The sequence below is a fragment of the Microbacterium sp. WCS2018Hpa-9 genome (assembly GCF_031843745.1).
Lineage (GTDB): Bacteria > Actinomycetota > Actinomycetes > Actinomycetales > Microbacteriaceae > Microbacterium.
Window position 1 is genome coordinate 100,676 of sequence record NZ_JAVTIY010000003.1, and the last position, 22,185, is coordinate 122,860.

21 protein-coding genes are annotated in these 22,185 nt (G+C 69.2%); 11 read left to right on the top strand and 10 right to left on the bottom strand.

What is annotated here, in order from left to right:
- Positions 1 to 23: 23 nt before the first annotated feature.
- The 3 genes from RQG82_RS07150 to RQG82_RS07160 all read right to left on the bottom strand — a co-directional run bounded on the left by RQG82_RS07150 (position 24) and on the right by RQG82_RS07160 (position 3,889).
- The gene (locus RQG82_RS07150; RefSeq protein WP_311258413.1) at positions 24 to 1,673 is read right to left on the bottom strand and encodes an ABC transporter substrate-binding protein; all 1,650 of its coding nucleotides are present in this window, start codon (positions 1,671 to 1,673) and stop codon (positions 24 to 26) included.
- A gap of 126 nt (positions 1,674 to 1,799) precedes the next feature.
- Positions 1,800 to 2,234, bottom strand: a complete 435-nt coding sequence (locus tag RQG82_RS07155) for a DUF3237 domain-containing protein (RefSeq protein ID WP_056313453.1) — start codon at positions 2,232 to 2,234, stop codon at positions 1,800 to 1,802.
- Complete coding sequence (locus tag RQG82_RS07160; protein ID WP_311258414.1) at positions 2,231 to 3,889, bottom strand: CocE/NonD family hydrolase; 1,659 nt, start codon at positions 3,887 to 3,889, stop codon at positions 2,231 to 2,233. Before RQG82_RS07160 ends, RQG82_RS07155 begins: the two co-directional genes overlap by 4 nt.
- A 147-nt stretch (positions 3,890 to 4,036) precedes the next feature.
- Between RQG82_RS07160 and RQG82_RS07165 the strand changes: the two genes are divergently transcribed.
- Positions 4,037 to 4,606 carry a TetR/AcrR family transcriptional regulator gene (locus RQG82_RS07165; RefSeq protein ID WP_311258415.1) on the top strand — a complete coding sequence of 190 codons (570 nt, stop codon included), beginning with the start codon at positions 4,037 to 4,039 and terminating at the stop codon, positions 4,604 to 4,606.
- A gap of 175 nt (positions 4,607 to 4,781) precedes the next feature.
- Entirely contained in the window at positions 4,782 to 4,964 is a 183-nt protein-coding gene (locus tag RQG82_RS07170; RefSeq protein ID WP_311258416.1) for a hypothetical protein, read from the top strand.
- Positions 4,965 to 4,994: 30 nt separating this feature from the next.
- On the opposite strand, the gene RQG82_RS07175 is transcribed toward RQG82_RS07170, so the two are convergent.
- The 3 genes from RQG82_RS07175 to RQG82_RS07185 are packed head-to-tail and all read right to left on the bottom strand — an operon-like array spanning position 4,995 to position 7,242.
- Positions 4,995 to 5,342: a cupin domain-containing protein gene (locus RQG82_RS07175; protein ID WP_311258417.1), complete on the bottom strand. Its 348-nt coding sequence runs from the start codon at positions 5,340 to 5,342 to the stop codon at positions 4,995 to 4,997.
- Positions 5,339 to 6,745 (bottom strand): FAD-dependent oxidoreductase, encoded by a 1,407-nt coding sequence (locus tag RQG82_RS07180; RefSeq protein WP_311258418.1) that lies wholly within the window; start codon positions 6,743 to 6,745, stop codon positions 5,339 to 5,341. Before RQG82_RS07180 ends, RQG82_RS07175 begins: the two co-directional genes overlap by 4 nt.
- Positions 6,746 to 6,774: 29 nt before the next feature.
- Positions 6,775 to 7,242: an Lrp/AsnC family transcriptional regulator gene (locus RQG82_RS07185; protein WP_140038142.1), complete on the bottom strand. Its 468-nt coding sequence runs from the start codon at positions 7,240 to 7,242 to the stop codon at positions 6,775 to 6,777.
- 100 nt (positions 7,243 to 7,342) lie between these two features.
- On the opposite strand from RQG82_RS07185, the gene RQG82_RS07190 reads away from it, so the two are divergent.
- Positions 7,343 to 8,776, top strand: coding sequence for a gamma-aminobutyraldehyde dehydrogenase (locus RQG82_RS07190; protein WP_311258419.1), 1,434 nt, complete (start codon positions 7,343 to 7,345; stop codon positions 8,774 to 8,776).
- Between the two features lie 18 nt (positions 8,777 to 8,794).
- On the opposite strand, the gene RQG82_RS07195 is transcribed toward RQG82_RS07190, so the two are convergent.
- A complete protein-coding gene (locus RQG82_RS07195; RefSeq protein WP_311258420.1) occupies positions 8,795 to 9,322 on the bottom strand; it encodes a GNAT family N-acetyltransferase in 528 nt (175 codons plus the stop codon).
- 118 nt (positions 9,323 to 9,440) lie between these two features.
- Here RQG82_RS07195 and RQG82_RS07200 point away from each other — a divergent pair, with 118 nt between their 5' ends.
- The 3 genes from RQG82_RS07200 to RQG82_RS07210 are packed head-to-tail and all read left to right on the top strand — an operon-like array spanning position 9,441 to position 12,807.
- Positions 9,441 to 10,580, top strand: a complete 1,140-nt coding sequence (locus tag RQG82_RS07200) for an ROK family transcriptional regulator (protein WP_311258421.1) — start codon at positions 9,441 to 9,443, stop codon at positions 10,578 to 10,580.
- A complete protein-coding gene (locus RQG82_RS07205; protein WP_311258422.1) occupies positions 10,577 to 11,485 on the top strand; it encodes a polysaccharide deacetylase family protein in 909 nt (302 codons plus the stop codon). Before RQG82_RS07200 ends, RQG82_RS07205 begins: the two co-directional genes overlap by 4 nt.
- Positions 11,482 to 12,807: an MFS transporter gene (locus RQG82_RS07210; RefSeq protein ID WP_311258423.1), complete on the top strand. Its 1,326-nt coding sequence runs from the start codon at positions 11,482 to 11,484 to the stop codon at positions 12,805 to 12,807. The genes RQG82_RS07205 and RQG82_RS07210 overlap by 4 nt, the downstream gene beginning before the upstream one ends.
- 23 nt (positions 12,808 to 12,830) lie before the next feature.
- Here RQG82_RS07210 and galE read toward each other — a convergent pair whose 3' ends face one another.
- From galE to galT, 3 genes are all read right to left on the bottom strand, one after another.
- Entirely contained in the window at positions 12,831 to 13,808 is a 978-nt protein-coding gene (gene galE, locus RQG82_RS07215) for a UDP-glucose 4-epimerase GalE (RefSeq protein WP_311258424.1), read from the bottom strand.
- 63 nt (positions 13,809 to 13,871) lie between these two features.
- The gene (gene galK / locus RQG82_RS07220; RefSeq protein WP_311258425.1) at positions 13,872 to 15,056 is read right to left on the bottom strand and encodes a galactokinase; all 1,185 of its coding nucleotides are present in this window, start codon (positions 15,054 to 15,056) and stop codon (positions 13,872 to 13,874) included.
- Positions 15,053 to 16,276 carry a galactose-1-phosphate uridylyltransferase gene (gene galT, locus RQG82_RS07225; RefSeq protein ID WP_311258426.1) on the bottom strand — a complete coding sequence of 408 codons (1,224 nt, stop codon included), beginning with the start codon at positions 16,274 to 16,276 and terminating at the stop codon, positions 15,053 to 15,055. The genes galK and galT overlap by 4 nt, the downstream gene beginning before the upstream one ends.
- A gap of 170 nt (positions 16,277 to 16,446) precedes the next feature.
- Here galT and RQG82_RS07230 point away from each other — a divergent pair, with 170 nt between their 5' ends.
- The 5 genes from RQG82_RS07230 to RQG82_RS07250 all read left to right on the top strand — a co-directional run bounded on the left by RQG82_RS07230 (position 16,447) and on the right by RQG82_RS07250 (position 22,165).
- On the top strand, positions 16,447 to 17,397 hold the full coding sequence (locus RQG82_RS07230) for a LacI family DNA-binding transcriptional regulator (protein WP_311258805.1): 951 nt from the start codon (positions 16,447 to 16,449) through the stop codon (positions 17,395 to 17,397).
- 596 nt (positions 17,398 to 17,993) lie between these two features.
- Complete coding sequence (locus tag RQG82_RS07235) at positions 17,994 to 19,157, top strand: Gfo/Idh/MocA family oxidoreductase (RefSeq protein WP_311258427.1); 1,164 nt, start codon at positions 17,994 to 17,996, stop codon at positions 19,155 to 19,157.
- Positions 19,158 to 19,159: 2 nt separating this feature from the next.
- The gene (locus tag RQG82_RS07240; RefSeq protein WP_311258428.1) at positions 19,160 to 20,347 is read left to right on the top strand and encodes a dihydrodipicolinate synthase family protein; all 1,188 of its coding nucleotides are present in this window, start codon (positions 19,160 to 19,162) and stop codon (positions 20,345 to 20,347) included.
- Positions 20,344 to 21,207: a sugar phosphate isomerase/epimerase family protein gene (locus RQG82_RS07245; RefSeq protein WP_311258429.1), complete on the top strand. Its 864-nt coding sequence runs from the start codon at positions 20,344 to 20,346 to the stop codon at positions 21,205 to 21,207. The genes RQG82_RS07240 and RQG82_RS07245 overlap by 4 nt, the downstream gene beginning before the upstream one ends.
- Before the next feature lie 199 nt (positions 21,208 to 21,406).
- Positions 21,407 to 22,165, top strand: a complete 759-nt coding sequence (locus tag RQG82_RS07250; protein WP_311258430.1) for a TIM barrel protein — start codon at positions 21,407 to 21,409, stop codon at positions 22,163 to 22,165.
- The last annotated feature ends 20 nt before the right edge of the window (positions 22,166 to 22,185 follow it).

Genomic DNA, 22,185 nt, shown 5'->3' on the forward strand with positions numbered 1-22,185 from the left:
TCCGTTCCGTCGTCGCAGACGACTCACTCGCCGCCGAGGTGCAGCGCCCAGGGGGAGCTGTAGATCGCGACAGAGGTGGTGATGCCGGTGAGGTCGTCGGACAGATAGGTGAGCTGGTAGGCGCCGGCGAGCGTGACCTGCAGCTGATCGGGAGCGAAGATCTCCTGGGCGCTGACGAACGCGTCGGCTGCGGTCGTGGCATCCGTCGCGGTGCGTGCCGTCTGGAGATCGGCCGTCACCTCGTCGTTCGCGTAGCCCGACCAGTTGAAGATGCCGCCGATCTCGGCCGGCAGCATGAACAACTGCGGGTAGCCGAGCACGCCGGGGACCTCGAGGTAGCCGGTCGTGGCGACGAAGTCGACGCCGTCGCGCAGCTCGGGCGTGTAGAACAGCGCCCCGAAGTCGGCCGGCTGACGCTCGTCGATCGTGACGGTGAGGCCGATGTCCTTCGCCGCGCTCTGGACGATGGATGCCGTCTGCGAGAACTCCTTGGCTCCGGCCGGCACGGCGAGCACCAGCGGCACCGAGGTGTCGATGCCGGATTCGGCGATCAGCTCTTTGGCTTTGTCGAGATCGACCTCGGGTGCGGGCAGCGCGTCGTAGGCATCCTGGTAGATCTCCTTCGCCTCCATGCCGCTCCACACGAACGGCGGGACGATCGTCTTCTGCACCTCGCCGAGGCCCTGCAGGACGGTGTCGATATAGACGTCGCGGTCGATCGCGAGGCTCAGCGCCTGCCGCACCCGCGGGTCGGCGGCCGCGCTGTCTGCCGACGCAGGCCCGAAGCTGTACGACGCGGTGGAGGGCCCGGCGATCAGCCGACCCTCGCCGCCGTCGGCCTCGAAGCTCTGGCGCGAACCGGGCGGCACGGTGAAGGCGCCGTCGATCTCACCGGCCGTCAAGGCCGAGGTGAGCGTGGGGCCGTCGGTGACGAACACGAAGCGGATGCGCTCGGTCAGCGGCGCGCCGTTCCAGTAGTCGGGGTTCGCGGTGACCGAGATCTCGGTGCCGGGCTTCCAGTCGTCGAGCTGATAGGGGCCTGCGCACATCAGGCCACCGCCGGAGGTGCCGAGATCCTGACCGACGGTGTCGCCGAAGGCCTTGCTCATCACGGCGCCGCCGCCGCCGCCGAGGGCATCGCGGAACGTGGTGTCTGGGGCCGTGAAGTGCACGATCACGGTGTCGTCGCCCGAGGTCTCAATGCTCGAGATCAGCGCGAACGCGGCGTACCACTGCGAGGCAGGCGTGCGGTTGCGCTCGAGGCTGTAGGCGACATCCGCGGCCGTGACGGGGGTGCCGTCCCAGAACGTGACGCCGTCTCTGACCGTGATCTCGAAGGTCACCGGGTCGATCCACTCGGCCTTCTCGGCGATGCCTGCTTCGAGGGTGAAGTCCGGTTCGACCGTGAGGAGGCTGTCGCAGAGGTTCGGGATGATGATGTTGGCCGATGACGAGGGGTCGAGCGTCTGGGGTTCGCCCTCGACGACCGCCCACGTGACCTCGTCGACGGCGGTGGTGGCAGCCGGCAGCGCGGTGACGAGTGACGAGGCGTCGATCTTGTCGGGCGAGGAGTCGGTCGTCGCGGTGCGCGGAGCGCAGGCGGTGGCGGCGAGAACGGTCACTGTCGCCAGTGCGGCGGCGACCGTGAGCCGGCGTCGGGTGGTGCGGGTCATGTCGGGTCCTCTCAGGTGCATGCGGCGGGGGCGTCGTCGACCCCGCCGGGAGTGGTGGTGCAGGCAGTGCTGGTGGAGCAGGTGATGCGAACAAGCGGGTGGTTCAGGCAGTGCGAGTGCTGCGGCTCATCGCACGACGTAGACGCGGATGCAGATCTGTTCGTCCTCATCGCGGGCGAGGCCGATGAACTGATTGCGACTCAGCCAGCTGTGCGCCGGTGCGTCGGTCTGGAAGACGGGGGCGGTGCGGAAGTACGACGTGCCGTCGGGCTCTTCGCGGTAGTAGCCGCGGTTGAGGATGTCGATGGCCGCGCCGTCGTCGGCCCGCAGCAGGTAGCGCGCTTCGAGCTGGAAGGTGCCGTCGCGCTCGACCGACCAGTCGCCACCTCCGGCGATCACGGTGCCGCGCAGCAGCGGACCGTCGACGGTGCCGCCGGTGATCGGTGTGAACGCGAGCACCTCGTGCGGGCCGCGGCCGAGATGGATGTCGGTGTCGACGTCGACGCGGATCTCGAAGGCGTACTCGAGGATCGGCTCGGGCAGAGCAGTGGGTGCGGTCATGACGGTTCTCCATCCAGAACGGGCAGGTGGATCGTGAGGCCCTCGGATCCGCCGATGATGAGGTGTTGCTGATTGGTCGCGGTCGACCCCCAGGCCCAGGGGTCGGCGCCGGTGCCGGGTTGTGGGATGAATTCGGGATAGTCGCTGCTCGACACGTGCACGCGCAGGCAGTGCCCGGCGTGCAGCCGGTATCCGATCTGACCGAGGTCGACGTCGAGAGTCGCAGGCGTGGTGGCGTCGGCCACTTGGCGCTGCCCGCGGGCGATGCGCAGCGCGGTGCCATCTGGTGCGACATCGAGCAGCCGGACGAACAGATCCATCACGGGGCCGTCCGAGCGGACGGTCGCGGTGGCGCGCACGGGGCCGGCGAGGTCGACATCGCTCGCGAGCGCAGAAGACGTGAAGACGAGCACGTCGTCGCGGGCGCCGATCGGCGCCTCGTCGGGAAGTTCGAGGAGGAACGAGAAGGCATCCTCGGCGCTCGACGGCACGAGGTCGTCGGGGTCGTGGGTCCACGTCAGCTCCGTCGGCTGCGCTGCAGCATCCGTCGTCAGTGCTCCGTCGGCGGTCGCGACGAGCATGACGGTGCGGACGCCGGTGGGCGGCCACGCCGCATCCGTCCGCTCCTCGGTGGTGCCGCCGAGGTTCCATCGCACGGCGGGGATGTCGGACGGAGCACCGTTTCCGCGCAGGTAGACGTCGAAGAATGCGAGGGCAGGATCGAGAGTGCGGGGGAGGAGCGCGCGGACCTGCTCGTCGGTGCGCTCGGCGACGCGGTCGGCGGGGTCGCTCAGCAGCTCGTAGCCCTCGTGGTCGATCGGCTCGATGCGCAGGTGATGATGCGCGGCCCAGGCCGGGCTCTTCGCGATGTCGGCGACGTCAGCCCACGACAGGGGAGAGCAGTTGTCCCACCAGCCGATCGTGTGCAGCGCCGGCACTGAGCGGGCAGCGAACGGATTGCCGAGTGGGAAGCGGGGCAGGTGCACCGGGCGCGGGTACCACTGGTCGTACGAGATCGAGCGCTCGCCTGCCTCGGCGAGGAACTCCTCTACCTGGGCCGCGAAATCGCGGCGAGTCCAGTCCGGCTCCCACATGTAGGTGTCGTTGCCGTGGAAGTGACTGACCGGGTACAGATAGGTGATCGCCCATTCGACATCGGAGGTGCGCTCGCCGGGAGTCTTGCGCACCGGCTCGCCGAGGCGGGTGCCGGTGACGCGGGGGGCGATCGCCTTGAGGGCGGGGTGCCCGCTCGCCGCGGCCGCCCACTGTGTGTAGCCGTAGTAGCTGTCGCCCCACATCGCCACCCGGCCGTTCGACCAGGGCTGCTGCACGATCCAGTCGAGGGTGTCCTCGCCGTCTCGCACCTCGTTGACGAAAAGCAGCGCCTCGCCCTCGGAGCGGAACTTGCCCCGTACGTCCTGGGCTACCACGCGGTAGCCGTGAGCCATCAGGTATTCGGCGATCAGCGGGATGTAGGTGTAGCTGCCGCTCTTGTCGTAGGGGAGGCGGATGAGGATGGTGTCGCCTGCGCTCTCGCCGCCATCCGAGGGGAGGTACACGTCCGCCGCGAGCAGCACGCCGTCGCGCATCCGGACACGGGCAGGGCGTGCCAGATCGCTCTCGGGAGCCGCGGGGATGCGGATGAAGCTGGTCATGACTCTCCTTCGGGACCTCGGCGCCGGGGAGACCGCGGTGCTCGATGAATCACAACGTAAGTCCGCAGAAGTTAATAGTCAAGTCTGACTAGACTAAAAACTTGTAACATCTATGTATCCTGCTGGTGCAGGGGAAAGGGGGCACCCATGGCACGTCCGACCGTGGCCGCACAACGCCGCGACCAGATCATCGAGGCCACATTGCAGACCGTGGCGGAGCACGGCATCGCAGGAACGTCTCTCGACCGCATCGCGGAGGCCGCAGGGATGTCACGTGGGCATGTGCGCCATTTCGTAGGCAACCGCGATCAGCTGCTCGCCGACACCGCGCGGCATGTGTTCGCCGACGAGGCGGGTACGCTGACGATCCTTCCGTCGACATTGGTGACGTTCACCGACGCACTCGACTACCTGTTCGGCGAGGAGTTCACTCGATCCGACACTGAGAACGCGGTCGTCCTGGGGTTCGTCGAGCTCTCCCGCACCAACCCGCCTATCGCCGAGGTGCTCACTGAGGCTTATGGCCACGCACGCACCACGCTGGCCGAACTCGCCGCAGCGGAGTATCCGAACGCCGATGCGGCGACCTGCGAGCTCGTCGCCGACGGCACACTCTCGGCCGCGCTCGGCAACGTCTTCATGGGCGATTTCAACCCTGACGAGGTGCGCACCGCACGGGTGCGCCGAGCCGTCGAGACCCTGCTCGCCGCGCTCTGATTCCGCGCGCTCGCTCACCATCGGGGTCATGGCGAGTCGAACGATCCACCCCGCCTGTCTTCCTCGACCTCGATCGTCGAAAGCGTGGACGGTTACGTGGCGGGTGTCCGCAGCTGCCGTTCAGCGCTCATCACGTGGCCCGTTCTACTGCGGTCTCGGTGAGGTTCGCCAACAGTTGGAGACGCTCCTGGGTGGCGGAGCCTGGTTCGCGGTCGGGTTCGCCCCGCTCGGCACGGCCTGGGCCGCGTTCCTGAGCCCGGTGATCGGCATCCTCGCGGTCGCCGTCGTCTACTGGGTGATCAAGGGCGCCGATGAGAAGCCGGCCGCGGCGAGGGCGGCAGCGCCCGCGCGCGCCTGAAGGGCAGCGCCTGCGCGACCCTGACACGCGTCAGGCGATATAGATCTTCCGCAGCGTCTCGGTGACGGTCCACACGGTGCGCTGGCCCTCGGCCAGGCGCACGACCGACCCGGGGTCGACCTCGATCGAGGGCAGCGCCGGTTCGACGAACTCGATGCGGGCGTGACCTGAGAGCACGACGAACACCTCGTCGACCTCGGTGTCGGATGCCGTGCCGGGCGTCATCTCCCAGATGCCGATCTCGACCTCACCGAGCGTCGCCAGCTCGTGCACCGCCGCTGTGGGCTTTCCGATCAGCACCTCGTCGGCCGGCAACGGCTCATGCACGAGGGGCACCGCACTGGCATCCACTCCCTCGCCGGGCGCGAGCCCGCTCACGAGTCGAATCCCATGCCGACGGCATCCAGCGTCTTGAGGAACAAGTTGCGCTTGCCCTCGTTGTGATCGGCTCGGTTCATCGCGGCGCGCACGAGGTTGACGCCGATCGAGGCGACGGGCTCGGGCGGGAAGGGGATCGGCTTCTCACGGACCATCGCGAGCTCGGTGCGCTCGGTCGGCTCGCCCGACAGCTTGTCGAGCATCACGTCGGCGGCGAAGCGGGCGGCGCCGACGCCGAGCCCGGTGAAACCGGTCGCGTACGCGACCCGACCCTTGCGGGCGGTGCCGAAGAACGCGCAGAAGCGGCTCGACGAGTCGATCGCTCCTGCCCAGCGGTGCGTGAAGCGCAGCCCCTCGAGCTGCGGGAAGGTCGTGAAGAAGTGCGAGGCGAGCTTGCGGTGGCTCTCGGCGCGGTCCTCGTATTCGGGGCGCACCTTGCCGCCGAAGTGGTACACCGCGTCGTAGCCGCCGAAGAGGATGCGGTTGTCGGCTGTGAGTCGGTAGTAGTGGAACTGGTTGGCGCTGTCGGCCAGGCCCTGACGGTTCGACCATCCGATCGACTCGAGCTGCTCGTCGGTCAGCGGCTCGGTCATCAGCACGTAGTCGTAGACGGGAACGGTCATCAGACGGTTGCGCTTGAGCAGCGAGGGGAAGACGTTGGTGGCGAGTGCCACGGCATCCGCTCTGACCCGTCCGCCGTCGCGCGTGACGAGCGTGATCGCACTCGACCCGTCGCCGATCACTTCGCGCACGAGCGAGTGCTCGTAGATCTCGACCCCGAGCTCGACCGCGACGCGGGCCAGCTCGAGACCGAGCTTCGCCGGATGCACGAGAGCGCAGGCATCGCGCTCCCAGGCGCCGGCGAGGAACGTGTCGGAGTGCACCTCGGCCTGCACGGCCTCGCGGTCGAGAAAGCCCTCCTCCTCGCGCAGCCACTCGACCTGGTGCGGCTCGACGGCCACGGCGAGCTGGCCGGTGCGCTCGAAGTCGACGTCCATGCCATAGCGCTTCACGGTCTCTTCGATGCCGTCGAGGTTCTCGATCCCCAGCTCTTCGAGGCGATCGATCTCATCGGGCCAGCGGGTCAGACCGTTCTCATGACCGTGGGTGAGGCTCGCCTCGCAGAATCCGCCGTTTCGCCCAGAGGCGGCCCAGGCGATGCGTGACGCCTCGAGCAGCACCACGCGACGCCCGGGGTCGCGCTCCTTCGCGCGTACGGCGGTCCAGAGCCCGGCATACCCGCCGCCGACGATGGCGAGGTCGGCCGTGATGCTCTCGGTGAGCGCCGGGTGCGCGACGCGCTCGACGTCGTCGAGCCAGAAGACGCTGAAGGCGGTGTCGCGCAGCGAGGCGTCGATCACGGCATCCGCGGGGCGGCGACGTTCGAAGACCGTGGTTCCCATGATGTGCTCCTGATTTCCAGACCCGCGCCTCAGCGCGTGCCCCAGTTGTAGAGGTCTTTATAGAGGCCGGCGTAGAGCAGGCTCTCGGTGTGCGTGATGCCGGGGATCGTGCGGATGCGGGTGGCGATCAGGTCGAGCAGATGGGTGTCGCTCTCGCACACGGCCTCGACGAGGATGTCGAAGGTGCCCAGCGTCACGACGACGTAGGCGAGCTCGGTGATCTTCGTCAGCTCCTCGGCGATGAGCCGCGGGTCGCCGGTGACGCGGATGCCGATCATCGACATGCGGTTGAAGCCGAGCTGCATCGGGTCGGTCACGGCGACGATCTGGATGATGCCGGCCTCGGTCATCCGCTGCACGCGCTGACGCGCCGCCGCCTCGCTGAGCCCCACCTCTCGACCGATCTCGGCATAGGGCCGACGACCGTCCTCCTGCAGCAGCTCGACGATCCGCTTCGAGATGTCATCCAGCACGGGCTGCTTCGCTGTGGCGCTCATGTGTCGATATTGACAGGGCTGGAGCTTTCTAGCAACTGATTCCATCGTTCAGGGCGGCTGGCTCTTCTGTAATCGTACTCCGATCGCTAACATGGCGACCATGGCCACAGAACTCCTTCAGAACTTCATCGGCGGGCAGTACGTTCCCGTGGGCGGGCAGGGGCGGATGCCGCTCATCGACCCCGTGACCGAGGAGACGTATGGCGAGCTGCCGGTCTCGGACACCTCAGACGTCGACGCGGCGTATGCCGCGGCATCCGCTGCGTTCCCGCTCTGGCGCGACACGACCCCGGCCGACCGCCAGCTCGCGCTGTTCCGCATCGCCGACGAGATGCAGGCGCGGGCCGAGGAGTTCGCCGACCTGGAGTCGAAGGACACCGGCAAGCCCCGGGCCAGCCTCGTCACCGACGAGATCCTGCAGTCGATCGACCAGCTGCGGTTCTTCGCCGGTGCCGCCCGAAGCCTCGAAGGCCGCGCGGCGGGGGAGTACCTCGCCGGACACACGTCGTTCGTGCGCCGAGAGCCGATCGGAGTGATAGGGCAGGTGACCCCCTGGAACTACCCGCTGAACATGGCCGTGTGGAAGATCGCTCCGGCGCTCGCCGCAGGAAACACCGTCGTGCTCAAGCCGGCCGAGTCGACGCCGCTGACCACGCTGCTGCTCGCCGAGATCGTCGCGCTGCACACGCCCGCCGGCACGCTCAACGTCGTGTTGGGCGACCGCGACACCGGTGTGGCGCTCGTCGAGCATCCGACTCCGCAGATGGTCGCGATCACGGGATCCGTGCGCGCCGGCATGGCCGTCGCGCGGTCGGCGGCGAACGACGTCAAGCGGGTGCACCTCGAGCTCGGCGGCAAGGCCCCCGCGGTCGTCTTCCCCGACGCGAACCTCGACAAGGCGGCGTCCGGCATCGTCACCGGAGCGTTCTTCAATGCCGGGCAGGACTGCACGGCAGCGACCCGCGTGCTCGTGCACTCGTCGGTGCACGACGAGTTCGTCGCGGCGCTGGTCGAGAAGGCGAAGGCGGATGCTCGCACCGGCAGCCCGCACGAGGAGGGGGTGCTCTACGGCCCGCTCAGCAGCGCGGCTCAGCTCGCCCAGGTGCAGGGCTTCGTCGACCGGCTGCCCGCGCACGCGAAGATCGAGACCGGCGGCTCGCGTCAGGGAGACAAGGGCTACTTCTTCGAGGCGACGATCGTGTCGGGTCTGCACCAGGACGACGAGGCCGTGCAGGGCGAGATCTTCGGCCCGGTGCTCACCGTGCAGTCGTTCGACACCGACGAGCAGGCGCTCGAGATGGCGAACGACGTGCCCTACGCGCTGGCGTCATCGGTGTGGACGACCGACCATGCCCGCGCGATGCGCTTCTCGCGCGACCTCGACTTCGGCTGCGTGTGGATCAATACGCACATTCCGTTCGTCTCGGACATGCCGCACGGCGGGTTCAAGCACTCGGGCTACGGCAAGGACCTCTCGCAGTACGGCTTCGACGACTACACGCGCATCAAGCACGTGATGTCGGCGCTCGACTGAACGCGGTTCGCAAGTCGGTCAGGAGTCGGTGAAGCGCTTGACCCGGCGGTGCTCCCGCAGGCTCATGTCCGGTCGCTCCTCGAGCTTGCGCGCGCCGTCGAGCTCCCAGCCGTGGCGGCCGTAGAAGGCATCGGCGCGCTCGTTCCCGTCGAGCACCCACAGGTACGCCCGCGTGTGCCCGGCGGCAGTGATCCGCTGCTCGGCCCCCGTGAGCAACGCGCGCCCGACCCCGGTCGACCACTCTGCAGGGTCGGCGTAGATGCCGTAGATCTCACCGTCGCCGGCGCCCTCGTCTTCGCGACCTGAGCCGAACGACGTCCAGCCGATGACCCTGCCTTCGCGCTCCGCGACCAGGATGCCGATGATCGTGGGCAGCGGGGAGGAGATGTTCCGTCGCCAGCCGTCAGCGCGATCGGAGATCGACAGGCCATCGAGGATCTCCTGGTCGATGAGGCCGCGATATGCCGCCTGCCACGAGCGCACATGCACTTCAGCGATCTGGTCGGCATCGGCCAGGGCACCGTCACGGATCAGCAGAGTCGTCATCCGATCACTCTAGAAGCCGAGTCGGTCGTGTGACGGGACGCAGATAGGGGCCCGGATTCCTCGACACGTATGACGCGATGTGTCAAGCTGGCCGCACGTCGAATCCGGGGGGATCATCTTGGCACGACCACTCGCGGGGCCCCAGACCCTGCTTCGAACGCTCAACGGCCGCGCGATCCTCGAGACGCTCGCGCGCCGGGGCCCGCTCACCCGCGCTGAACTCGTCGCCGAGACAGGTCTGTCGCGGACGGCGGTGACCCAGGTGCTGCGAATGCTCGAGGCTTCGTCGGCCGTCGCCGCAGCCGGGGTCGATCGTGACACCCGCGGACCGGCAGCGGGGCGCGTCGCACTGCATCCGCAGCTCGGGTTCGCCGCGGCCGTGCACGTCGACGCCCACGCGGCCCATGTCGCACTGGTCGACCCGACAGGGGCAGTGCGAGCCGAGACTCACGCCGCATTCCCCCCGCGCGGTGACCGGGTGCAGCACATCGCCGGGCTGGTCGACGCGTGTCTCCGCACGGTGAACGGGCCACTGCTGCTCGCCGTCGTCGGCATCCCCGGCATCGTCACCGCCGACGGAGGCATCCGCGACCACCAGGGTCCAGACGGCGGCGCGTTCAAGAACGGACTGGCCGCACGGCTCGACTGCCCGGTGCGGGTCGAGAACGACGTCAACCTCGCGGCGCTCGCCGAGCTCTCCGAAGGCACCGGCGCGGAACTCAGCAGCTTCGCGCTGCTGGTCCTCGACGACGGTCTCGGAGCCGGCATCGTCATCGACGGATCCCTGCACCGTGGATTCTCGGGTGTCGCCGGCGAGGTCATGTATCTGCCGCAGAGCCCGCTGCCGATCGGCGCTCCGGTGCTCGGCGACGCCGTCGTGCGCGACCTCGCGCTCGCCCACGGACGCGACCCCGACGAGACGATCGACCAGCACCTCGACGCCGCGTGGACCGGCGACGCGGCCGCTCTCGCCATGACAGCCGAGATGGGGCGCCGGCTCACACTGATCGCCGGCAGCATCGCGCTTGTGATCGACCCGGAGGCGTTTCTGCTCGGCGGCACAGCCGCGCATCCCGCCTTCGCCCGTGCGGCAGCCGAGTTCGCGGAAGAACTCGCTCCTCAACTGCCGCTCACGTTGGTGGTCTCGTCGTTCGGTCCGGAGGCGCCGCTGGTCGGCGCGGTCGGCGAGGCGGCGTCCGCCCTTCGGGCCTCGGTCTTCGCCCGGCTGCTTCCCCCATCGGACAGGACCCGAAGATGAGCTCAGACCTCGCGGATCGCCTCGGCCTCGCACCGGGAGCCAGGGCCGTGATCATCAATGCCGACGACTTCGGCATGTGCCACGCGGCCAACACGGCGATCATCGGGCTGCTGGATGCAGGCCACGTCGATTCGACGACACTCATGGTGCCGTGCGCCTGGGCGCCTGAGGCGATGGCGTTCGCTGCCTCGCGCACCGACCTCGACGTCGGAGTGCACCTCGTGCTCACGAGCGAGTGGACCGACTACCGTTGGCGACCGCTCACGGGCACGGCCACGACTCTCGTCGACGGAGGCGGGTACTTTCCCGCAGGCGTCCTGGCCATCGAAGAGCTCGCGACGGTCGCCGACGTCACCGCCGAGATCGCGGCGCAGCTGCAGGCGGCACTGGATGCCGGTGTCGACGTCACGCACCTCGACAACCACATGGGATCGGTCTACGGTCTGCTCACCGGGAGGGACTTCCTCGGCCCGGTCTTCGAGCTCGCCGCCCGCAATGGACTGCCGTTCCGACTGCCGCGCAGCATGGAGGGCACGGGCGACGACGCCGCGCTGCAGACGAAGCTCGCAGAGGCATCGGCCGCAGCCGACTCCCTCGGCGTCGAGATCATCGACCGGCTGTGGAGCCATCCGTTCGAAGAGATCCCCGGCGAATCGTACGAGCAGGTACGCGACGGCTTCATAGCGCTGCTCCGCGCTGTTCCGGCCGGGGTGACCGAGATCTACCTGCATCCGATGGTCGACGACGACGAGCTGCGCGCGGCCGTCGACTTCGCCGCCGCCAAGCGCGGGCACGAGCTTCGCCTGCTCTCCGACCCCGTGGTGCTGCAGGCGTTCGCAGACGAAGGACTCGTGCGAGTGGGCTGGCGCGACCTGCGCGATCTGCAGCGGAGTCGGCACGCATGAGCTCGATGGCGACGCGGCTGCGCGACCGACGGCTCGACGACGCTCCGACCGGGGCGCAGATGATCGCGTTCGGAGCCTCCGGGTTCCCGACGCAGCTCATGGCGCAGACTTTCTCGGCCTTCGTCGTCTACTTCTACGTCACGCACCTCGGCGTCGCACCGGGATGGGTCGCCGCGGCGATGATCGCGCACGGCATCCTGAACGCGGTGCTCAACCCCGTCGTGGGCGCGCTGTCCGACCGCATCCGCACGCCGTGGGGCCGCCGCATCCCCTGGATCGGCCTCGGCATCGTGCCGCTCGTCGTCGCCTTCGCGCTGGTGTGGATGCCGCCGGAGCTGCCGACCGCCGGACTGATCGTGTGGTTCCTGATCGTCGTCGCGGTGTACGACGTCGCGTTCGTGGTGGTGGTGCTGAACATATCGGCGCTGTTCCCCGAGATCTTCCGCACGACCGACGAGCGGGCGCGCGGCAATGTGCCCCGCCAGATCTTCGCGATCCTCGGGATCGTGCTCGGCACCGCGGGCGCGCCCGCGCTCTACGGGTCGATCGGCTGGCCGGGCATGGCGATCGTGCTCTCGACTGTCTGCCTCGTGCTGCTCGTGTGGTCGTTCTTCGGCGGCATGATCGAGCGCCCGGTGGCGGAGGCGGCATCCGAGCCGATGCGATGGCGCGACCAGCTGAAGTACACATTCGCGAACCGCGCGTTCGTGCCCTACGTGCTCGGCTCACTGCTCATCCAGACGTCGATCGCCGTCATCCTCGCCGCCCTGCCGTTCTACGTGCGTTACTCGCTGGGCGCCGCCGAGGGCGAGGCCAGCCTGCTGCTGGGCGCGATCTTCGTGACTGCCATCCCGTCGATCGTGCTGTGGAGCGCGGTCGTGCGCCGCACCTCGCCCCGCACGGCGCTGCTGTGGAGCGTCGCGGTCTTCGGCATCGCCGTGCTCGGCTATCTGGTGCCGTCGACCGTGCTCTCCGCTGCTCTCGTCGGGGTCGCAGTGGGCGTCGGGGTCGGTGGTCTGCTGCAGCTGCTCGAGGTGGTGCTCGCGCAGATCATCGACGATGATGCGACCCGCACCGGACATCGCCGAGAGGGCGTCTACTTCGGCGTCAACGGCTTCGTGGTGCGCGGCTCGGTCGTGCTGCAGGCCGTCGTCGCAGCGGCCGTGCTCACGGCATCCGGTTTCGACGCGTCGCTCGGCGATGCGCAGCCGGAGGCGGTCGACGGCGGCATCCGCGTGATGGTCGCGGTGGTTCCGCTCGTCTTCGCCGCCCTCGCGTGGCTGTGCTTCTGGGCCTACCCGATCCGCACGCGAGACCTCTGAGGCCGCACGCGAGACCTCTGACGTCAGGACGCGGCCTGACGCGCCTCCCAGCCCGTGCGCACCATCTCGTCGACCGTGTAGCGCATCTTCCAGTCGAGGTCGCGCGCGGCGAGCTCTCCGGTCGCGACGATGCGGTCGGGGTCGCCGGGGCGGCGGGGGCCGATCTCGGGGGTGAAGTCGATGCCGGTGACGCGTGCCATGGCATCCATGATCTGCTTCACGCTGAGGCCGTCACCCGAACCGAGGTTGTATGCCGCCTCGATCGGCTCGCCGGTGGCGAGCCGCTGGGCGGCGGCGACATGGGCGGCGGCGATGTCGCCGACGTGCACGTAGTCGCGCACGTTGGTGCCGTCTTCGGTGTCGTAGTCGTCACCGTTGATGCGCGGGGTCTCGCCCGCGATGAGCTTCTCGAACACGATCGGGAAGAGGTTGTGAGGGCTCACGTCGTAGACGGTCGGGTCGGCCGAACCGACCACGTTGAAGTAGCGCAGCGACGTGTGACGCAGCGGCGTGGCGGACTCGGCGGTCGCGATCGCCTGGTCGCGCAGCAGCCATTCGCCGATCAGCTTCGACTCGCCATAGGGGCTGGCCGGCTTCTTGGCGGTGTCTTCGACGACGAGCGCCACATCGGGGGTGCCGAACACGGCGGCCGACGACGAGAACACGATGTTGGCGACGCCTGCGGCCTCCATGGCCTCGAGGATCACGCGGGTGCCTTCGACGTTCTGCGCGTAGGTGTGCAGCGGACGCTGCACCGAGACTCCGGCGTACTTGTATCCGGCGACGTGGATGACGCCCTCGGCGTGGTGGTCTCGGAGCGTCTTCTCGACGAGGTCGCGGTCGAGGATGCTGCCCTGCACGAAGGCCACGCCCTCGGGCACGAACGACGCGACGCCGCTCGAGAGATCGTCGAGGATGACGGGCGTGAGGCCCGCATCCGCCAGGGCGCGTACGACGTGCGAGCCGATGTAGCCGGCGCCGCCGGTCACGATCCAGGACATTGTGCTCCTCAGGGTGGTGAAGTGTTCAGTATCTCAGGTCGCGATCAGCGGACCCTGACCCGGTCAGGCGTCGCGGTGCGCTCCGGCCGACGGGGTGACGGTGAAGATCACCGGGGCTGCGAACCCGGATGCGGCGAACGCGGCGTTCACGGCATCCGACACCTGATGCACGGCATCCTGCTCGATGAGGGCGATCGCGGCTCCGCCGAACCCGCCACCGGTCATCCGGGCGCCGAGCGCGCCGGCGGCGAGGGCGGCCTCGACCGCCGTGTCGAGCTCGGGGACCGAGATCTCGAAGTCGTCGCGCATCGAGGCGTGAGAGGCCACGAGCAGGTCGCCGACGGAGCGGGGGCCCTCTTCGCGCAGCACCTTCACGGTGTCGAGCACGCGCTGGTTCTCGGTGACCACGTGACGCACCCGACGGAAGGTCACGTCGTCCATCAGTTCTTCGGCGCGGGGCAGGTCGTCGACCGAGACATCGCGCAGGCTCGGCACGCCCATGATCGCGGCGCCGCGCTCGCAAGCGGCGCGGCGCTCGCCGTAGCCGCCGGTGGAGTGCGCGTGCTTGACGCGCGTGTCCATCACGAGGATCGCGAGGCCGGCCTCGGCGATGCCGACCTGCACGAGGTTGGCGTCGAGTGAGCGGCAGTCGAGGAAGATCGCCGAGTCGGGCTCGCCGAGCATCGAGGCCATCTGGTCCATGATGCCGGTCGGGGCTCCGACGGCCTCGTTCTCGGCTCGGCGGCCGACCCGGGCGAGGGCCGTGCGGTCGAGTCCGGCGGCCCAGAGGTCGTTGAGGGCGGTTGCCGTGGCACTCTCGATCGCGGCCGACGACGAGAGTCCTGCGCCCACCGGCACGTCAGAGGTGATCGCGATGTCGAGGCCCGCACCCTGAGCACCGGCCTGACGCAGCGCCCAGGCGACGCCGAGCGGGTACGCGGCCCATTCGGGCACACCGGGGGCGGTGCCCGACGGGGTGGGGAAGAGCTCGTCGAGCTCGTCGACGGCGACCTCGACCGGCTCATCGGCGAAGGTCGACGCGACGCGCACTCGGCCGAGGTCGTCGTCACGGACCCCGACGGCCGCGTACGTGCGGTGCGGGATCGCGAACGGCAGCACGAAGCCGTCGTTGTAGTCGGTGTGCTCGCCGATCAGGTTCACTCGCCCCGGCGCCGACCAGACGCCGTCGGGTGCGCGGCCGGTGAGGTCGGTGAAGAGAGTCGTCGCGGCCTCAATGGTGGTGGTCATGCGGATGCCTCGTCTGTGGTGTCTGCGGTGTCGGCGGATGCGTGGGCGGCGTCTGCCTTCGCGATGGCCTCGCGGATGCGGGCGGCGCCCTGTTCGGGGGTGACCTCGGCCGCCCAGGCCCACATGGCGGCCTCGGAGCCGGCGAGGAACTTGAGCTTGTCGGCGGCCCGGCGGGGGCTCGTCAGCTGCAGGTGCAGCCGCACGCTGTCGCGGCCGACGTTGACCGGAGCCTGGTGCCAGGCGGCGATGTAAGGGGTCGGGGTGTCGTAGAGCGCGTCGACGCCTCGGAGCAGACGCAGGTAGAGGGGAGCGAGCTCGTCGCGCTCGGCATCCGTCGTCTCGGCGAAGTCGGGCACGTGCCGGTGCGGCATCAGGTGCACCTCGAGGGGCCAGCGCGCGGCGAAGGGCACGAACGCCGTCCAGTGCTCGCCGCGGAACACGACGCGCTCGGACGCCTGCTCGGACTCGAGGATGTGCTGGAAGAGGTCGGGTGCGGTGCGGTCGATCGAGTCGAGCAGACGCGTGGTGCGCGGCGTCACGTAGGGGTAGGCGTAGATCTGGCCGTGGGGGTGGGGGAGCGTGACGCCGATGGCTTCGCCGCGGTTCTCGAACGGGAAGATCTGCTCGATACCCGGCAGCTTCGAGAGCGCTGCGGTGCGGTCGGCCCAGGCCTCGATCACGGTGCGGGCGCGGGTCACCGACTGCGTGCCGAACGATCCGGTGTGCTCGGGGCTGAAGCAGACGACCTCGCAGCGACCGACAGACGTGCGGGTGCGACCGAGGCCCAGAGCGCTGAGGTCGTCGAGTCCCCGCGGAGGGTTGCTCGCTTCGGGGGCTGTGCCGGTGGCCACGGACAGGGCGGGGCCGAACGCGGGCGAGCGGTTCTCGAACACGGCGACGTCGTAGAGCGACGGCACCTCAGACGGGTTGGTCGGCGACTGCGGTGCGAGCGGGTCGGCATCGGCGCTCGGCATCATCACGCGGTTCTGGCGGTTCGCGGCGACAGTGATCCAGTCGCCCGTCAGCACGTCGAGGCGCATCGTGGCGGTCTCGCCGCGGGCGTCGAGCGTGCGGGAGTCGACGGCGCGCTCGGCACCGAGCGTCGTGTCGGGGTCGTCGAAGTAGATCAGCTCGCGGCCGTCGGCGAGCGTGGTCGCGCGCTTCGTGATTCCGGCGGAGAGGGTCTCGGTTCGCAACTCAGGCAATTCGTGCGTGTTCACGTAAACATGGTACGCACATCGCCGTGGTAACGTCAACATTCCGGAGTTGTGGGCGGGCTGAGAATGACTGTGGACCGAGTGAGGGGTGGAGGATGCCGGTGAACGACGACGACCTCGCGCTCGGCCTCGACCGTCCGCGCCGCCGTCGACCCGCATCGGGCCGAGTGTCGATGGCGATGGTTGCCTCACGGGCCGGCGTCTCAGGACAGACCGTCTCGCGCGTCGTGAATGACAGCCCGCGCGTCGACCCCGTCACCCGTGAGCGCGTCGAGACGGCGATGGCCGAGCTCGGATACCGGCCGCATCGCGCCGCGCGGGCGCTGCGCACCGGCCGCTCGCAGACCATCGGACTCGTCGTCACGACTCTCGCGACCGTCGGCAACTCGCGGATGCTGCAGGCCACCGCCGAGGCGGCGGCGGAACGTGGCTATGCGCTCACGCTGGTGACGGCGGGCGACAGCGTCGCCGACGCCTTCGAGCGGCTCGCCGAGCAGGAGGTCGACGGGGCGATCGTGCTGAACGAGGCCTCGGCCTTGGTGCCCGCGGCCGAGCGCCCGGCCGGTCTGCGACTGGTCGTGGTCGATGCGCCGGCGTCAGCCGAACTCGCCGTCGTGCACAGCGACCACGTGGGTGGCGCGGCTGCGGCGACCGCCCACCTGCTTGGCCTCGGACACGAGACCGTACACCATCTCGCCGGGCCCTCCGACTCGTTCGCGGCGGCCGAGCGGGAACGGGGGTGGAGGCAGGCGCTCGCGCATGCGGGCATCGAGCCCCCGACCGTCGTCCGCGGCGACTGGACGGCCGAGGCCGGGTTCGTCGCCGGAGAGGCGCTGCGCGCAGCATCCGCCGTCTTCTGCGCCAACGACCAGATGGCGCTGGGACTGCTGCGCGCGCTCGCCGAGGCGGGGCGTCGGGTTCCCGAAGACGTCGGCGTCGTCGGCTTCGACGACGTGCCGGATGCCGCGAACTACCGCCCGCCGCTGACGACGATCCGCCAGGACTTCACGGCGCTCGCCCACCGGGCTGTCGGGTTGCTCGTCGCCGAGATCGAGGGCACGGACGAGCCCGCCGCATCCGCTGTGGTGCCGACCCTCCTTATCGACCGCGCCAGCACCCGCTGAGCCGGCTCCGCACCCTGCCTCGCGCCGCGGGGTCGAGCCGCGGGGTCAAGAACGCATCCGGCTCGCGCTGCGGGGCCAATAAGGCATCGCAAACGCCCGTTTCGGATGCGCAATTGACCCCGCCTGACACGGAGGATGCGCTTTTGACCCCGCACGGCGCGGGAGCTCGCGATCTTCTGGTATCTCGCTGACCTTCTCGGCATCTCGGGCGGACGCGGGTGTCGCATCAGAGCCGCGCATCGTCCGGAGCCTGCTGCACCGCTCGGCGGGCAGTGGGTTGTCGCCGAGTCCGCGGTGCGGGGTCACTTGCGCACCGGGGACGGCTGATTCGGATGCGGAATTGACCCCGCATGCACGAGCCCGCGGTGCGGGGTCATTTGCGCACCGGAGACGGCTGATTCCGATGCGCGATTGGCCCCGAGCGCACGAGTCCGGCGAAAACTCGCGCACCGCAACCGAGGAGAGCGTTTTCCAGCTCTTCTTGCGCACCGGGCCGCGGCATGGCATGCTGACGGAAAGCGCTTACCCGCGCAGGATCGCACACACGAGTTTCCCCGCAGAAGGTGCGGGATCTGAAAGAAGAGAACGGATCAGCAATGTCACAGGCGACGACCCGCGAGATCGGGATCATCATGAACGGCGTCTCCGGACGCATGGGCTACCGGCAGCACCTCGTGCGGTCGATCCTCGCGATCCGCGAAGAAGGCGGCATCGAGCTGCCCGACGGATCCCGCGTCACGGTGAAGCCGCTGCTCGTCGGCCGCAACGAGGCCAAGCTCGCCGAGCTCGCAGCCAAGCACGGCATCGAGGACTACACGACCGACCTCGACGCGGCACTCGCCGACCCGAAGTGGGAGATCTACGCCGACTTCCTCGTGACCAAGGCCCGCGCCTCGGCGATCCGCAAGGCGATCGCGGCCGGCAAGGCGATCTACACCGAGAAGCCCACCGCCGAGTCTCTCGACGAGGCCCTCGAGCTCGCCCGTCTCGCCGACGAGGCAGGCATCAAGACCGGTGTCGTGCATGACAAGCTCTATCTCCCCGGGCTGCAGAAGCTCAAGCGCCTGATCGACTCGGGCTTCTTCGGTCGCATCCTGTCGGTGCGCGGCGAGTTCGGCTACTGGGTGTTCGAGGGCGACTGGCAGCCCGCGCAGCGCCCCAGCTGGAACTACCGCACCGAAGACGGCGGCGGCATCATCGTCGACATGTTCCCGCACTGGAACTACGTGCTCGAGAACCTGTTCGGCGAGGTCAAGAGCGTCTACGCGCAGGCAGCCGTGCACATCGCCGACCGCTGGGACGAGAACGGCGAGCACTACACCGCAACCGCCGAAGACGCCGCATACGGCATCTTCGAGATCGAGGGCGGCATCATCGCCGAGATCAACTCCAGCTGGACGGTGCGCGTGAACCGCGACGAGCTCGTCGAGTTCCAGGTCGACGGCACGCACGGGTCCGCCGTGGTCGGACTCTTCGGAGCCAAGATCCAGCCGCGCAACGCGACGCCCAAGCCGGTGTGGAACCCCGACCTCGAAGACAGCCACGACTACGACGCCGACTGGCAGAACGTGCCCACGAACGACGTCTTCCTCAACGGATTCCGTCAGCAGTGGGAGGAGTACCTGGTCTCGTTCGTCGAGGGCACGAAGTACCCCTTCGACCTGCTCTCGGGTGCACGCGGCGTGCAGTTCGCCGAGGCCGGTCTGACCTCGAGCGCCGAGGGCCGCAAGGTCGCGCTCTCTCCGCTGACGCTGGGCTGAGCATGAGCACCCTCCGACTTCTCGACGCCGCAGGCGCGGTGACGGATGCCGAGCTGCACGAGGGCGGCGGGTACACCCGCCCGTCCTCGCCGCTGCAGAGCCGCGTCGCCTACGCCGCGGCCCACGTCGTGCCGAAGGTGCACGCCGACAACACCCCGGGGCAGCCGGCCGACATCGACTGGGACTCGACGCTCGCGTTCCGCCGCAACGTGTACTCGTGGGGCCTCGGCGTCGCCGACGCCATGGACACCGCGCAGCGCAACATGGGTCTGGATGCCGCGGCCACCCGTGAGCTCATCGCCCGCAGCGCCGAGGTCGCGCGCGAAGAGGGCGGCTCGGTCGTGGTCGGCGTCAACACCGACCACGTCGCCGACTCGCACATCTCGCTCGACCAGGTCATCGACGCCTACACAGAGCAGCTGCACTTCACCGAGGAGCAGGGCGCGGGTCCGGTTCTCATGGCCTCGCGTCACCTCGCGAGGGTGGCGACGGATGCCGACGACTACCGTCGTGTCTACCGCGAGGTGCTCTCGTCTGCCACGGTGCCGGTCGTGCTGCACTGGCTCGGCACCGCCTTCGATCCCGAGCTCGCCGGATACTTTGGCGCGCACGACTGGCAGACGGCATCCGCTGTGCTGCTCGATGTCATCGCCGAGAACCCCGACAAGATCGCCGGCGTCAAGATGAGCCTGCTGAACGCCGAGTCCGAGATCTCGGTGCGCGAGCGCCTGCCTGAGGGCGTGCGCATGTTCACCGGCGACGACTTCAACTACGTCGGCCTCATCGGCGGCGACACGGTGGGCCAGGGCGATGGCCACTCCGACGCGCTGCTCGGTGCGTTCGCGGCGATCACTCCGGTGGCGTCGGCAGCGATCCAGGCGCTGGATGCCGGAGACCCCGCCCGTTACCTCGAGATCCTCGGACCGACCGAAGAGCTCAGCCGTCAGGTGTTCGCCGCTCCGACGTTCTATTACAAGACGGGTGTCGCCTTCCTCGCGTGGCTCAACGGGCACCAGCCCGCGTTCCAGATGGTCGGCGGCCTGCACTCGGCGCGGAGCCTCGTGCACCTGAGCCGCATCGTCGAGCTGGCCAACGCGTCGCTCGCGCTGGAGAACCCCGAGCTCGCGCGCGAGCGCTGGCACGGGATGCTGCGCCTGAACGGCGTCGATACAGGGAGCGTGGCACTGTGACCGTCGATCCCCGCCTGTCGATCAACCAGGCCACGATCAAGCACGCCGACCTGGCGACCGCGCTGCGGGTGACGGCGGATGCCGGCATCCAGGCGATCGGTCTGTGGCGCGAACCCGTGAACGAGGTCGGACTCGACGTAGCCGCGCGGATGCTCGCCGATTCGGGGCTGCGATTCACGACGCACTGCCGCGGCGGCTTCTTCACCCTCCCAGAGGGGCCCGAGCGCATTGCGGCACTCGACGACAACCGCCGCGCGATCGAAGAGACCGCGGCCCTCGCGGCCGCCGGTGCCGATGGGTCGACCGCGGTGCTCGTGCTCGTCGCCGGCGGCATCCCTGCCGGTTCTCGTGATCTGATCGGCGCGCGTGAACGTGTGCGTGACGCGATCGGCGTGCTCGCGGCCGACGCGAAGGCGGCGGGGGTGACACTGGCGATCGAGCCGCTGCATCCGATGTACGCGTCCGACCGGGCCGTCGTGTCGACGCTCGGCCAGGCGCTCGACATCGCCGCCGACTTCGACGCCGACGTGGTGGGCGCGGCGGTCGACACGTTCCACATCTGGTGGGATCCGCAGGTGCTCGAGCAGATCGCGCGCGCCGGTCGAGAGGGCCGCATCGCGACCTATCAGGTGTGCGACTGGAAGACCCCGCTCGCCGCAGACGTGCTGCTGTCGCGCCATTACCCGGGCGATGGCGTGATCGACTTCGGTTCGCTCACCCGCGCCGTGATCGAGACGGGGTACGACCGCGACATCGAGGTCGAGATCTTCAACGCCGACATCTGGGCGGATGCTCCCGAGAACGTCGTGCGGCGCACGGCCGAGACTTTCGGGGCCGCAGTCTCGCCGCACCTGCGCTGACGGCCCGGCCTCGGACGTCGGTGCTGGCGCACCACCTGCGTGCCACCTGCAGGACTCGAGCACGGATGCCGGACCGGAACGCGGTTTCTGGTCCGGCATCCGTGCCTCGGTCCTGCAGACGGTACGGGCTGCCGACCCGACGCGAGCCGCCGGGCGCAACCCCCGAGACACCGGCGCAGCCCCTTGAGAGGATGACCCCATGACAACGATCCGCCCAGGACTCTGCTCGGTGACCTTCCGGTCGCTGAGCGCCGAACGAGTCGTCGAGCTCGCAGCCGAGGCACGACTCGAGGTCATCGAGTGGGGTGCCGACGTGCATGTGCCGGCCGGCGACGTCGAGCAGGCGTCGAGGGTGGCGAAGCTGACGGCGGATGCCGGGCTCGTGTGCTGCTCCTACGGCTCGTACTTCCGCGCCGGCGCCGAGGAGCCGATCACTCCTGTGCTCGACACCGCCGAGGCTCTCGGTGTCGACCGCGTGCGCGTCTGGGCAGGGCCGGTCGGATCCGACGAGGCCGCACCGCAGGATTGGGCGTCAACGGTCGCCCGACTGCAGGATGCCGTCGACGAGGCGCACGCCCGGAGCATCTCGCTCGCGCTCGAGTTCCACTCGGGAACGCTCGCCGACACCGCGCCGACGACCCTCCGGGTGCTCGCAGAGGTGGCGAGGCCGACGCTCAGCACCTACTGGCAGCCCACTGTCGGTGCCTCGGTCGACGCAGTGCTCGACGAATATCGCGCGGTCGCAGATCAGGTGAGTGCCGCGCACGTCTTCTCGTGGTGGCCCGATCACGACAGGCTTCCGCTGCGGGCACGGGACGCCCTCTGGACCCGATTCTTCGGAGAGGCGCAGTCTGCGCCCACACCCCCGAGAGACGCTCTGCTCGAGTTCGTGCCCGGTGATGATCCGGCGATGCTGCGCGGCGAGGCGGCGACGCTCCGCTCGTACCTTTCGCTCTAGGGCCGAGATGCACGTCTGCA

What these genes read in the sequence shown, in the direction of transcription:
- RQG82_RS07150 (WP_311258413.1), bottom strand. Translation starts at nt 1,673, where the DNA reads ATGACCCGCACCACCCGACGCCGGCTCACGGTCGCCGCCGCACTGGCG.
- RQG82_RS07155 (WP_056313453.1), bottom strand. Translation starts at nt 2,234, where the DNA reads ATGACCGCACCCACTGCTCTGCCCGAGCCGATCCTCGAGTACGCCTTC.
- RQG82_RS07160 (WP_311258414.1), bottom strand. Translation starts at nt 3,889, where the DNA reads ATGACCAGCTTCATCCGCATCCCCGCGGCTCCCGAGAGCGATCTGGCA.
- RQG82_RS07165 (WP_311258415.1), top strand. Translation starts at nt 4,037, where the DNA reads ATGGCACGTCCGACCGTGGCCGCACAACGCCGCGACCAGATCATCGAG.
- RQG82_RS07180 (WP_311258418.1), bottom strand. Translation starts at nt 6,745, where the DNA reads ATGGGAACCACGGTCTTCGAACGTCGCCGCCCCGCGGATGCCGTGATC.
- RQG82_RS07185 (WP_140038142.1), bottom strand. Translation starts at nt 7,242, where the DNA reads ATGAGCGCCACAGCGAAGCAGCCCGTGCTGGATGACATCTCGAAGCGG.
- RQG82_RS07190 (WP_311258419.1), top strand. Translation starts at nt 7,343, where the DNA reads ATGGCCACAGAACTCCTTCAGAACTTCATCGGCGGGCAGTACGTTCCC.
- RQG82_RS07195 (WP_311258420.1), bottom strand. Translation starts at nt 9,322, where the DNA reads ATGACGACTCTGCTGATCCGTGACGGTGCCCTGGCCGATGCCGACCAG.
- RQG82_RS07205 (WP_311258422.1), top strand. Translation starts at nt 10,577, where the DNA reads ATGAGCTCAGACCTCGCGGATCGCCTCGGCCTCGCACCGGGAGCCAGG.
- RQG82_RS07210 (WP_311258423.1), top strand. Translation starts at nt 11,482, where the DNA reads ATGAGCTCGATGGCGACGCGGCTGCGCGACCGACGGCTCGACGACGCT.
- galE (WP_311258424.1), bottom strand. Translation starts at nt 13,808, where the DNA reads ATGTCCTGGATCGTGACCGGCGGCGCCGGCTACATCGGCTCGCACGTC.
- galK (WP_311258425.1), bottom strand. Translation starts at nt 15,056, where the DNA reads ATGACCACCACCATTGAGGCCGCGACGACTCTCTTCACCGACCTCACC.
- RQG82_RS07230 (WP_311258805.1), top strand. Translation starts at nt 16,447, where the DNA reads ATGGCGATGGTTGCCTCACGGGCCGGCGTCTCAGGACAGACCGTCTCG.
- RQG82_RS07235 (WP_311258427.1), top strand. Translation starts at nt 17,994, where the DNA reads ATGTCACAGGCGACGACCCGCGAGATCGGGATCATCATGAACGGCGTC.
- RQG82_RS07240 (WP_311258428.1), top strand. Translation starts at nt 19,160, where the DNA reads ATGAGCACCCTCCGACTTCTCGACGCCGCAGGCGCGGTGACGGATGCC.
- RQG82_RS07250 (WP_311258430.1), top strand. Translation starts at nt 21,407, where the DNA reads ATGACAACGATCCGCCCAGGACTCTGCTCGGTGACCTTCCGGTCGCTG.